Raw genomic sequence first — 12,644 nt, forward strand, 5'->3', positions numbered from 1 at the left:
ATGAATAAAACAATTAAACCGATCCTTATTATTGTTGGGATCGCCACACTCTTATTTCCTTTTTGGTTACCTGCATTATTAGTTTCAATCATTAGTACTATTGACAGTGTGAGTATCAAGATCCTTCCCTCATCAGTTCGTTTCGATGAGCGTAATTTCTTGCTGGGATTATGGTTAGGTTCTGCCATTATGACGATTGTCATGTTATTGCAATCGTGGCGCGCTAAAAATATCTTCTATTTTTTTGGGGGAGTTTTTGTTGTTCTAACGACATTTAGTCTTTCATTTTCAATCATTCCTCATAGTGAATTAGAAGATCGTCGCCGCTTTGTTTTACAAAATATAGAACAATCGCAGTGGAGTGATTTTCGTTATAGCGTGATTAATGCTGAAGATAACATCATTAAAACGATAGTTGTGAATCAGCCTAAAACACTGGGGTATCTCAAAGATCTTGAAAAGAAACGCATCGAATTACCGGGACTTGTTTATTTAACGGATGATGTAACTTCCGCAATGCAAGCTAAAGAGGCGTATCTGATTCATACAAAAGGAACACCAGAACAAAAAGAGGCAATTAAAACGCTCTCTTTTTATGGTGACTGGTTGCTGAATCAACCCGAAATTATTATTGCTCAAGCATTATCATCGCTTCTTACAAGTAGTAATGAAAGATTAGTGCAATCAGGTATTAACGCTATTACTACTGCACCATTGGTACCGGAAGCATGGCAAACGTTAGCATTAACCTATATTGCTCATACGCCACCCAATATGCAGATAGAAAAAGCAATGGCTGCATTAATGGTTTCTGATACGCTAAAATATGACAAATTGGGGCATCAGGATCCTTCATTACAACCGCTTATTGAAAAAGCGATTTCTGAATTGACAGAAAATCAACGTCAGATTTATCAGATCCTTCAAGCACGAGTGATAGAAGACCGTTTATATCGACAAAAGAATGCAGTTCCTGAAGCGGTGGCTAAGCTGGCAGGAAAAGTACTGCCAGTCACTTATGCAATAGCGAATAACAATGAGACTTATGTCGAATGGAAATCAATGATGAATGATAGGGAATATCCTGGGATCGTTCTTGTTGATTCACCAAATAAAATACAGAACTGGACGGAAATGCATTACCCGTCTGTTGGGCAATATATTCCTATTGCAGAAACGATTTTATCCGTTGATGTTGATCCTCAAGGACACGTTTTAAGTCTTTGGGTACAAAAAAGTAGTGGATACAATGTGTTTGATACGAAAGCATTAAGTGATGCTCGTGGCTGGCGTTTTATGCCAACAAAAGAGGGGTATCATCAACGTGTTACCGTTCGTTTTCAAAGTACACGTCTTGGTTGGAATGACTACACTATTAAACAACAACCTACATTAATTGCATTGGCGAAAGCTTATGCAAGGCAAAGCATTAAAGGTATTTCGAATGCTGAAAATGCGTTCATAGGTTTACAAAAGCAGGCACCAGAAAAAGAGTCGAGTAAATCGTCATCGCATTCTACCTATGATCCCTATTCTTCTATTTATTCAAAACGTGCACAACAACAAGAAGAACGGGCGGTATTACAAAATATTTTAAAAGAGATCCAGACATTACCTAATGGAAAAAATAACCACGAAAGTTGGGATAATAGTCTACGTTTCTTAAACGAAAAATTGGCACTTCATCAAGATAATGAAGATGTTGTAAGAATGGTAGCCCGCTTTGAATTGCAATATTACAATGTGGGAACAAATAATTTATCTCAATCTCCTGATATTTACCCACAAAATAAAGAGTATTGGCAAACCTTGTTATCACAAGCACGTAGCCATTTTGGGCAAGCTATTGCACTAAATCCAAATCGTGAAGACGTTTGGTTAGGTTGGGGAATAACGTGGCTAGATGAAGATCCTGAAATTGCAGCGGGCGCATTTGCGAAAGCAGCACAGCAAAAGTCACAAGAAAGCATTAGTTCTGTCATGCAAATGCTGGAAATGAGGATGGTGATAAATACTCTTGAGGGTGCTCGTTTAGAACGTTACCAAACTTTGAGAGCAAGAATGGATATGCGCTATTTGCCAGAAGGTGTTGAAGCTAAGCCTTCAGATGATTATCTCAGCGATGACTTAACGCAAATCCAATTGGCTCAACGTGCGATACCAGCATCAGATCCGAATAGTAAAGTGGTTCACTTGCCTTTAAATACAGACAAAACTGAGCAATCAAACCGTACCTTTAGTGTCGATTTTGTATCGGCAAATATCAAAGATAGCACTCAGTTATTACCGAAAGTAAATGCTCCAATTACTGCACCTAAAACGGGCGATATGATTTTACAACTTGATGTTGATCCTCAAGGTGTTCCTACTGTGGTAATGCTAAAAACCAGTAGTGGTGATATGAATATTGACAATGCAGTGATTGATGTTGCTTATCAGTGGCGATTTAATGGCTCACCTTCTCGAAAAGGTAATGTGCTTTTGATATCTGTTCAATTTGGCCAATAATCTCACTTTGTTTAAATAATGTTATAAAAAAACGCCTTTTTTGTTGATTTTGAGGCGTTTTTTTTATCTTTCCTTATTCTCTAACTTATTGAAAGACATAAAATTGTTATCTTGATCACAAAAAAAACGTCTTTTGAAAACAGCAAAACCACTTAACTGAGAAAACAGACCGCTTAATTCGGTATACAACCGCTAAGCGATTTAGTCACACCATTCCTGAGTCAAAATTCTTATTATGTAGCTGCGGGCAGTTATCTCTCAGATTCGCTCAAATCATTCTTTGCTGTCCCGCATTACTCTTTGGCTGTTCGGTCTTGCCTGAAAAAAAGGTGTCTCATGAACAAAAATGCATTTTTAAAGCACGTACCTTGGGTGATCCTCGGGATTATCGGTGCTTTTTGTCTTTCAGTGGTTGCACTTCGCCGTGGTGAACACGTTAGTGCGCTATGGATAGTTGTCGCTTCTGTTGCCGTCTACTTAGTTGCTTATCGTTATTACAGTCTGTATATCGCTCAAAAAGTGATGAAGCTTGACCCAACGAGAGCGACACCTTCTGTTATTAACAATGATGGTTTGAACTATGTTCCGACCAACCGTTATGTCTTATTTGGTCACCACTTTGCAGCTATCGCTGGGGCTGGTCCTTTAGTTGGTCCTGTTCTTGCTGCTCAAATGGGGTACTTACCCGGTACGCTTTGGCTATTAGCAGGGGTTGTGTTAGCGGGTGCAGTACAAGACTTTATGGTGTTGTTTATTTCTACACGCCGTAATGGTAACTCACTTGGTGAGATGATAAAGAAAGAGATGGGGCCAATTCCGGGTACTATCGCTTTATTCGGCTGTTTCCTTATCATGATCATCATTCTTGCTGTGCTTGCCCTTATTGTTGTTAAAGCTTTAGCTGAAAGCCCATGGGGTGTGTTCACTGTTTGTTCAACAGTACCAATCGCCTTATTTATGGGTATTTACATGCGCTATATTCGCCCAGGTCGTGTGGGTGAAGTGTCAGTTATTGGTATTGTTTTACTGATTGCGGCGATTTGGTTTGGTGGTGTTATTGCTCACGACCCATTCTGGGGCCCAGCGTTAACCTTTAAAGATACAACAATTACTTTTGGTCTTATTGGTTATGCCTTCGTGTCTGCATTATTACCAGTATGGTTAATTCTTGCACCACGTGACTATTTAGCAACTTTCCTGAAAATTGGTGTTATCGTTGGTTTAGCTGTGGGGATTGTGATTTTAAACCCTGAACTGAAAATGCCAGCTGTTACTCAATACATTGATGGTACTGGACCATTGTGGAAAGGGGCTTTATTCCCATTCTTATTTATCACTATCGCCTGTGGTGCCGTTTCTGGTTTCCACGCCCTAATAGCTTCAGGTACAACACCTAAGCTTATCGCAAATGAAATGGATGCTCGTTTTATTGGTTATGGTGCAATGTTAATGGAATCATTCGTTGCGATCATGGCATTAGTCGCCGCATCTATCATTGAACCAGGTCTGTATTTTGCAATGAATACCCCACCATCAGGTTTAGGTATTACGATGCCGAATCTACATGAATTAGGTGGTGAAAATACAGCTGTTATCATGGGGCAGTTAAAAGAAGTTACCGTACATGCAGCTGCAACAGTCAGTTCATGGGGCTTTGTTATCTCTCCAGAAGAAATCTTACAAACAGCGAAAGATATTGGTGAACCTTCTGTATTAAACCGTGCTGGTGGTGCGCCTACCTTAGCGGTTGGTATCGCGATGGTATTCCATAAAATCATCCCTGCTGCGGATATGGGCTTCTGGTATCACTTTGGGATCTTGTTTGAAGCGCTCTTTATTTTAACCGCGTTAGACGCAGGTACACGTTCTGGTCGCTTCATGCTTCAAGACTTATTAGGTAACTTTATTCCTTACTTGAAGAAAACAAATTCGTTCATTCCAGGTGTTATTGGTACAGCGGGTTGTGTAGGCTTATGGGGATATCTGTTATACCAAGGTGTTGTTGACCCATTAGGCGGTGTTAAGAGCTTATGGCCATTATTTGGTATCTCAAACCAAATGTTAGCAGCTGTTGCACTGGTATTAGGTACGGTTATCTTAATTAAGATGAAACGCACTAAATATATTTGGGTAACTGTGGTTCCTGCGGTATGGCTATTAATTTGTACAACATGGGCATTAGGTCTGAAACTTCTCAGCGATGACCCACAAATGGAAGGTTTCTTCTACTTAGCAAATGAATACAAAGCGAAGATCTTAGCAGGTGGTGCCGATTTAACTGCGGCTGAAATTACCAATATGAATCATATTGTAATTAACAACTACACCAATGCGGGCTTAAGTATTCTGTTCTTAGTGGTTGTTTACAGCATCATTTTCTACGGTTTCCGTACCGCAATGAAAGCGCGTAAAAACCCAGAAGAAACAGCACAAGAAACACCGTATGTTCCTATGCCAAAAGACGTTAAAGTGTCCTCAGGTCACTAATATTAGGTAAATAGTTTAACCCCGTACTGGTTTAGCTGGTACGGGGTTTAGGAGAAACTTATGTTTGGCAATTTAGGACAAGCTGGAAAATATCTAGGGCAAGCCGCTCGTATGCTGATAGGTATTCCCGATTATGATAACTATGTACAGCACATGAAAGATAACCATCCTGATAAGCCAGTTATGACCTATAACGAGTTTTTCCGTGAACGTCAGGAAGCCCGTTATGGTGGTGGTGATGGTAAAGGCGGTTTTCGCTGTTGCTAATAATCTGTAAAGGAGACACATAATGGAACCTATTGCAGTAACGATATTGACTGGTTTTTTAGGATCAGGAAAAACAACGCTTTTGCGTCATATGCTTAATGAAGAGCATGGTTATAAAATCGCTGTTATTGAAAATGAATTTGGTGAAGTGCCTATTGATGACGAAATTATTGGTGATAGAGCCACTCAAATTAAAACACTTACCAATGGTTGTATTTGTTGTAGCAAATCGAATGAATTAGAAGACACATTATTAGACTTATGTGACAGTCTTGATCGTGGTGAGATTGAGTTTGATAGGTTAGTTATTGAATGTACAGGCATGGCTGATCCCGGCCCTATTAGCCAAACATTTTTTTCTCATGAGGTGATCTGTCAACGCTATTTGTTAGATGGGATTATTACTCTTGTTGATAATATTCATGCTCAACAACAATTAGATCAATTTACTATTGCACAATCTCAAATTGGTTATGCTGATCGCATCTTATTAACAAAAACTGATGTTGCACCAGCATCACCCGAATTAATGGCTAGATTAAGACGCATTAATGCAAGAGCACCCGTTAATACCGTTATTCATGGACAAATTGATTTAGGTTTATTGTTTAATGTAAAAGGTTTTATGTTGAATGATAACCTTCAAGTAAAACAGCCTCTTTTCCGCTTTCAGCCAGAAAAACAAGATGATATCCATTCTATTGTACTGAAATTTGATTATCCCGTTGAGCTACAAAAAGTCTCCGATGTAATGGAAAAATTATTATTAAGCTTTGCTGATAATCTTTTACGTTATAAAGGGATATTAAATATTAAAGATCAACCTAATCGCTTGTTATTCCAAGGTGTGCAACGCCTCTATAGTGCTGATTGGGACAGAGCATGGCATGAAGATGAAATTCGCGAAAGCACATTGGTTTTTATTGGTATTCAATTACCAGAAGATGAGATAAGAGCTAGTTTTGATGCATTAATGCCAAGTACACAAGAAAATGCACATTAACCCAATACCCTGTAGTGAGTGTTAGAAAGTAGTACGAAGTAAGTAGTCGAAGTAACCGTAGTATAGCCGTAAATAGCAGTAACGAATATTGATAAGCTCCTGACTTGAGGAGGATCCTGTTCCTAGGATCTTATGTTTCACCCCATAATAATAACTATTATGGGGTGCTTTTTTTAATCACTGGAATTAGCCATTAGCAACGGCTTTATATTCCATAATCTCAATAATTTGAATATCGGTATGTTGCATTGCTCGGCTTGCTAACGCACATAAGTTTTCAATCGTTGAGTCAACATCATGTGCCACAATACCGTCATTACCTGTCACAAATGTATTATCAAGAGCCATTAATACAGCTTTATAAGCGGCACTTGCACCGGTTGAAACTTTCATAGCGCAGCTATTTGAAGCACCATCACAAATTACACCACTAATATCACCAATCATGCTACTAATCGCCATTGCCATGGATTCATAGCGTTCATCCATTAGCCATGCAATTGCACCTGCAGCGCCCATTGATGCTGTTGTGGCTGCACATAATGCAGATAATGCGGGGAATTTATGGTGAATATAGATAGCCAGTAAATGGGAAAGCATTAATGCTCTTGCCATTTTCTCTTCGTCAACTTGTAAATATTCAGCAACGACCACAACCGGCATTGTTGCGGCAATACCTTGATTGCCTGAGCCTGAGTTACTCATGGCGGGCAAGACTGCACCGCCCATACGAGCATCAGATGCAGCAGATGTACGGATCATGATCTCTGATAATAGATCTTTTGCTAATAGGCCTCGTTGTTGCTGGCGTTGTAAAGTTTGTCCAATATGTAAACCATAACTATTGTTCAAACCTTCTTTTGATAGCGCATCATTTAAATGTGCTGATTCAAGAATAAAAGAAATTTCTTCTACGGGTACCTGAGTAACAAATTGATAAATTTCTTGGGTATTTGTTTGGGTTAGTGTTTCTTTTATTTCGCAAGGCGATGCTGATTGTTCTGCACTATCACAAGTGTTATCAAGAACAACATCACCATTATGAATGATTTTAACGATATTGGTGTGATTGCCTGCAATAATGACAGTTGCACTGTTTTCACCATCTTCAATAGTGACTTCACTATAAAGAACTTCTTGGCACGCTTTTTTAATAGAAACATTAACAATACCAGAAGCTAGCAGCGCTTTGCTTTGTTTTACATGTTCTGGTGTGGCATTTTTTAATACTTCTAAACCCGCTTTACTATCACCGCCAACAGCCCCTAAGCTAGCAGCAATAGATAGCCCCACCATTCCAGTTCCTGGTACGGTAACGCCCATACCATTTTTCATTAAGTTCGGGGAAACTTCAGCGCTAATGCGAGTGATAGCGTGTTGAAGATAACTTGCTGCGGTAGCAGCCGCTAATGCAAGTGAGATAGGCTCTGTACAACCTAAAGCAGGTTTAACTTGTTGTTTTACTGCCGCTATCAATATTTTCCAACGAGAAGATAATTGTTCTTTCATTGCATGCACCCAATAAACAGTATGAAAATTCAATAGGTTATTCTATTTTTATTCTCTTCATCATACTGAATTTATGAGAGAAAGTTTTTTCTGAATTTACTAACATTGAATAAAATTTGAGAAAATATTACCTTCTTTGTCTTTGGTGTTGGTAATTTTTTCTACTTTAGAGAAAAACACATAAATTCACTTTGTCATTGTATTAATTTACATGAAAAAAAAGAGTCAGTTGCTCATTGGTTTAAAATGAACCAATGAAATAATAAGTGAATTAAATAAATTAATTTTATAAATATAAAATTAAATAAAAAAGCAATAGAATGAATACACGATCCTATTGCTAGTATAACTATCATACTTAAAGTGGGCTAACTCTGAATAGTTAAAATAAAGAGTAATGAATAGTAATTAAATATCACACTATTATTTTAACAATGAAAATAGTAGGCTCTTTATTTTTTGGAGTATAAAAATAACTTTCTGTTATTTTGTTAATTTTTTATGTTTATATTAATTGTTGTTTTTTTTGAATATAAATTCAGATTATTGAAAAAATATAATGTTTATTATTTGAAAATAACCTGAAGTAAGAAATATTACTTCAGGTATATTTATTAATAATAGAAGATAGCAATAATAGCACTATGGAATACAAAGCCGACCATAAGTGGGATCGCCGTCCTTTTTACAACATCAAACGGTTGCAATTTAGCACCACTAGATACTGCAATAATAACTCCTGCGACAGGAGACATACCTCGTCCCATATGTGACGCTTGTTGCATTGGTAAAATCATCGCAATTGGGTTGACACCCATGCTATGTGCAATTTGTGGAATAAGTTCAACGAATGCAAGGAAGGGAGCATTACCTGAACCCATAATAATTGCAGCAGCTAATGTCACGACTGCGAAGACCAATGCCATAGCAAATGGCGGCAAGCCCACAGATTCCGCCATCACAATCAGGCTATCTATTGCACCACTAACTTTAATACCATGAGCAAAGGCACCTGCGGCGACTAATAACCCTACAACGTTACTAAATGCAGAGCCCATCCCCTTTAAGAAATGCTGGAAGCCCGCACACACTGATTTAAAATCACGTAAACGTAATGTTTCAATTAGCATACAAATTGCCATTGAAATCAATACAATAGTGACCACGTCAAGGTGAATTCCTTCAACAAATAGGCTTGATGAACCTACTGCCATAATAATCGGTAACATTGGTAGTAAGGCATAAAAGCCGGGTACGTTTTTATCACTCTTTGCTTCTTCAGACATTTTGCCTAATTGAGGAACAAATCCGGCTCTACGGTCACAATGGCGTTGCCAGAAGATATGTGTAATACCAACAGCTAGCACGGTTGCAATTGCCGCAGGCCCTTGGTAATAAAGCACATATTCAACAACACCTAAGTCAACCGCTTTTGCACCTCGAATGGCGTCAATAGCCGTTGGGGTGTAAGCCACTCCTAATGAAGTTGCAATTACACCTGCGGCCGATGCTGGAGATAAACCAAGTCCTATCATAATCGGGAACATCGTACCCATTAATAGAACAGCCAATCCCGTTGCTGAAGGAATAGCAAGTTGCAAAATACTTGCGAGTAGAAAAGAGAAAAATAGCAACACATAAGGTGAACGCATATTTTTCAATGGGCGAGTTGCAACTCGTACAACGGCCTCATTGGCGCCAATATGATCCATATAATGCGCAAATCCCATCAGTGCCATGATCATTAAACCAAGGTCAGCGGCACGACTACTAAAGAGATCACGCATGACTTCAAAGGGATCTAACCAGCCAATACCTGTTGTTTTGACATTTTTAGGAAGAATATCTCCCCAACCAAACATCATGGTTAGCGCCATTAAGGCTAGACCAGCGACTAACAAAACAGGTTCTGCTTTATATCCTTTCAAGATCATCCTAGCGACAATAACAACGACGACTAAGACCGCAAGAATTTGGATCATGCTTTAGCTCCAGGTGCAAAGCGTTCTGCAGTGATCTTCACGACAGACTTTAAGACATCACTGGCAGCATAAAGGGATTTAACAGGCAGATATTCATAAATAGAATGAAAATTATGAGCACCAGTAAAGATATTTGGACAAGGTAAGCCATTTTGAGAAAGGGCTGCACCATCATAACCACCACGCATTGGAATTGGGCGAGGGGTAATGCCATTAGCTTCATAAGCGGCAACCGCAATATCGATAGGGTAGCGATTATCACCTTGTAGGCTATTAAAGACGTTGGCATAACGGTCAGCGAGTTTACAAGTAACAGAGCCTTCGCCCCATAAACCTTCACAATAATCTGAAAGTTGTTTTAAAAATGCCATACGGTGGGCATAACCTTTTTCGGTGAAATCACGTACATCCATTTTTAATACGGTACGTGCACTATTTCCGGCTAATTGTTTTACCCAATAATAACCTTCACGGCCTTCAGTATATTCAGGTGCTTCACCACCCGGTAACATAGCAACAAATTTATGTGCCATTAACAGCGAATTCTTTAATTTACCTTTCGCAGACATTGGATGGGCAGAAGCACCAGTAAAGGTAATTTCCACATCCCCGGCATTCCAGTTTTCATACACTAACTCGCCAATACCACAGCAATCTAAAGTATAAGCAAAATCAGCACCAAATTCTTTAGTATCAAAGACTTTTGCACCACGTAAACCTTGCTCTTCATCCGGCACAAAACCAATTTTCACTGTACCGTGTTTAACTTCAGGATGTTGTTTAAAGTATTGCAACATATCCATAATTGAAGCAATTGCGGCTTTGTCATCAGCGCCTAATAAACTGGTGCCATCCGTCACGATAATATCGTCACCAATATAGTTTTCTAATTCTGGGAATTCACTTTGACGTAGATAAATATCAAGCTCTTTGTTTAAGCAAAGATCACCACCTTTATAAGGTAAGATTTGCGCTTTGGTATCATTAGTTTGCTCAGCACTGGTATCTAAATGACCAAAGAAAGCAACAGTAGGCACTTCATAATCAAGGTTGGAAGGTAGTGTTGCGGTAACAATCGCAGTATCGCGGATCTTAATATCCTCAACACCTAAAGCCTTGAGTTCTTCAACTAATTGTAATGCTAGGACTCGCTGACCTTCTGAAGAAGGCATAATGCCCGCAGCGCCATTTTCCCTATTTGTGGTGGTGTTAACTTTTGTATAAGAAATAAACCGTTCAACGAGATTCATGACAAGACTCCATTGTGTTTTTAATTGTATTATTTGTACTAATACTTACTTATTTCATTTATTAGAAAAGACTAACACCTACTTGTATCATAAAAAAAACAATAGGGAATTAGAGAAAAATAATTATTTTTGCAAGAAAAGTTTAATGTTGATTAATATTTAATTTTTGGTTTTTTCTTTATTAAAAAAATTAGTGTTTTTTGTGGGTGAGGTTATTTTTACTTACCTTTTTGAGATGGTTTTCTGTGATCGCAATCATAAAAAAGATATATTAAAAATAATGTTTTTTTAAGAGAGTAAATAAACTCATTACTTATTTTAATGATTCAATATCTATAATAATTATATTATATTAATTATTTTTTTACGGTTTTAATAAAAGTTAAATTTAAAAAAGGATACTGATTCTTAACAAAGAATGACGATAAACTATTGTTTTAAACTTATGGAATAATTAAAAGTACATAGAGCTATATAAAAATATTGGTTCTTATCTATTGATGATAATAATTAAATCTATAAATGGTAGATAAATGATAGTAGATAAAATGATAAATTATAGAATATGATCATGTTAAATAAATAGGATAATAATGATGTGTCCTGCAAATATAAGCACTCAATTACAAAGAGTTTCTTCTGTTTTATCAACTAGTTCAGTGGATACAGATATCTATATGGAATATAATCCAATCTTATTAATAAGAAACTCAGAAAATAATTTTATCAGCCATACAAATCCGACAATTCACTCAGAAAATTCAGAAAATTCAGAAAATTCAGAAAATTCAGAAAATTCAGAAGATTCAGAAAATTCAGAAAGTTCAGAAAGTTCAGAAAATAGAGAAGAATCTGTTTATATGGAAATGGAAGGCAAAATTAATTCTTTGGAAAAAGACATTGATGATATTTATTCAGACCATGATTATGAGGAGATTGATAGTTTAGATTCGGACTATGTCACTTTTGATGAATATTATAGTTCTTCTAAGATAAATAATGAGAGTAATGATATAGAAAATAATAAAATAATGACATTATTTGAGTATCAATATAAAATCAGTAATAAAGATAATTTGTCAACAAAAGAAATAATAATTAATGAATTAATTATGGATGAGATAACAGGACGTGAGAAAATAACAAATGATGTTATGCATAAAGGATTAGGTCATATAAATGAAAGTAAAACTAATAGATATTTGTCTTTAGTTAAATTATTAAATAAAACTAATTCTCCAAAAATAAAAGAGCTTATTAATAAAGAAATTAATACATTAAAAAATGAATTTAAAATTGATTTTTTAAAAATAAAAACAAAAATAGTAATAAAATTATCAGAATTAATTAAACATCCTAATTTTAAAAATAGACTTTTGTTAGAAACAAATAAAATTACATTGAATGAATTAATCAGTAAAGAAAGTAGGGGTGACTATTATTTAACGACTCTTTTTTCTAAGTTAGCAAAAGAATATAATAAGAGAATTAATTTATCTAAAATTAAAGATATAGAAAAAATTAATGACATATCAAACTCAATAATTAGTTTGGTGTTAGCACAATATGATAAAGAAGGGATTATTTGACTTTTAGCAAAATATCGATTTAACAGCCTGATAGTAATATTATCAGGCC

The 12,644-nt window shown here is 36.7% G+C and carries 8 protein-coding genes; 5 read left to right on the forward strand and 3 right to left on the reverse strand.

What is annotated here, in order from left to right; all coding sequences use genetic code 11:
* The 4 genes from GWI68_RS04525 to yjiA all read left to right on the forward strand — a co-directional run bounded on the left by GWI68_RS04525 (position 1) and on the right by yjiA (position 6,265).
* Positions 1 to 2,508, forward strand: a complete 2,508-nt coding sequence (locus GWI68_RS04525; protein WP_166539507.1) for an energy transducer TonB — start codon at positions 1 to 3, stop codon at positions 2,506 to 2,508.
* 336 nt (positions 2,509 to 2,844) lie between these two features.
* Positions 2,845 to 4,995, forward strand: coding sequence for a carbon starvation CstA family protein (locus GWI68_RS04530; RefSeq protein WP_109407961.1), 2,151 nt, complete (start codon positions 2,845 to 2,847; stop codon positions 4,993 to 4,995).
* A gap of 60 nt (positions 4,996 to 5,055) precedes the next feature.
* Complete coding sequence (locus GWI68_RS04535; RefSeq protein ID WP_004245057.1) at positions 5,056 to 5,262, forward strand: YbdD/YjiX family protein; 207 nt, start codon at positions 5,056 to 5,058, stop codon at positions 5,260 to 5,262.
* Positions 5,263 to 5,284: 22 nt separating this feature from the next.
* Positions 5,285 to 6,265: a GTPase gene (yjiA, locus tag GWI68_RS04540; protein WP_166539508.1), complete on the forward strand. Its 981-nt coding sequence runs from the start codon at positions 5,285 to 5,287 to the stop codon at positions 6,263 to 6,265.
* A gap of 186 nt (positions 6,266 to 6,451) precedes the next feature.
* On the opposite strand, the gene GWI68_RS04545 is transcribed toward yjiA, so the two are convergent.
* The 3 genes from GWI68_RS04545 to pepT all read right to left on the reverse strand — a co-directional run bounded on the left by GWI68_RS04545 (position 6,452) and on the right by pepT (position 11,006).
* A complete protein-coding gene (locus GWI68_RS04545; RefSeq protein ID WP_166539509.1) occupies positions 6,452 to 7,774 on the reverse strand; it encodes an L-serine ammonia-lyase, iron-sulfur-dependent, subunit alpha in 1,323 nt (440 codons plus the stop codon).
* Positions 7,775 to 8,388: 614 nt separating this feature from the next.
* Positions 8,389 to 9,756: a C4-dicarboxylate transporter DcuC gene (gene dcuC / locus GWI68_RS04550; RefSeq protein ID WP_166539510.1), complete on the reverse strand. Its 1,368-nt coding sequence runs from the start codon at positions 9,754 to 9,756 to the stop codon at positions 8,389 to 8,391.
* A complete protein-coding gene (gene pepT, locus GWI68_RS04555; protein ID WP_109407957.1) occupies positions 9,753 to 11,006 on the reverse strand; it encodes a peptidase T in 1,254 nt (417 codons plus the stop codon). The genes dcuC and pepT overlap by 4 nt, the downstream gene beginning before the upstream one ends.
* A gap of 596 nt (positions 11,007 to 11,602) precedes the next feature.
* On the opposite strand from pepT, the gene GWI68_RS04560 reads away from it, so the two are divergent.
* Entirely contained in the window at positions 11,603 to 12,595 is a 993-nt protein-coding gene (locus GWI68_RS04560; protein ID WP_166539511.1) for a hypothetical protein, read from the forward strand.
* Positions 12,596 to 12,644: the final 49 nt, after the last annotated feature.

Origin of the sequence: Proteus sp. G2669 (assembly GCF_009915245.1) — a bacterium.
GTDB lineage: Bacteria > Pseudomonadota > Gammaproteobacteria > Enterobacterales > Enterobacteriaceae > Proteus.

Bases quoted from the DNA above. Each gene is read 5' to 3' on its own strand.
- yjiA (WP_166539508.1), top strand. From the start codon at position 5,285: ATGGAACCTATTGCAGTAACGATATTGACTGGTTTTTTAGGATCAGGA.
- GWI68_RS04560 (WP_166539511.1), top strand. From the start codon at position 11,603: ATGTGTCCTGCAAATATAAGCACTCAATTACAAAGAGTTTCTTCTGTT.
- dcuC (WP_166539510.1), bottom strand. From the start codon at position 9,756: ATGATCCAAATTCTTGCGGTCTTAGTCGTCGTTGTTATTGTCGCTAGG.
- GWI68_RS04535 (WP_004245057.1), top strand. From the start codon at position 5,056: ATGTTTGGCAATTTAGGACAAGCTGGAAAATATCTAGGGCAAGCCGCT.
- pepT (WP_109407957.1), bottom strand. From the start codon at position 11,006: ATGAATCTCGTTGAACGGTTTATTTCTTATACAAAAGTTAACACCACC.
- GWI68_RS04530 (WP_109407961.1), top strand. From the start codon at position 2,845: ATGAACAAAAATGCATTTTTAAAGCACGTACCTTGGGTGATCCTCGGG.
- GWI68_RS04545 (WP_166539509.1), bottom strand. From the start codon at position 7,774: ATGAAAGAACAATTATCTTCTCGTTGGAAAATATTGATAGCGGCAGTA.
- GWI68_RS04525 (WP_166539507.1), top strand. From the start codon at position 1: ATGAATAAAACAATTAAACCGATCCTTATTATTGTTGGGATCGCCACA.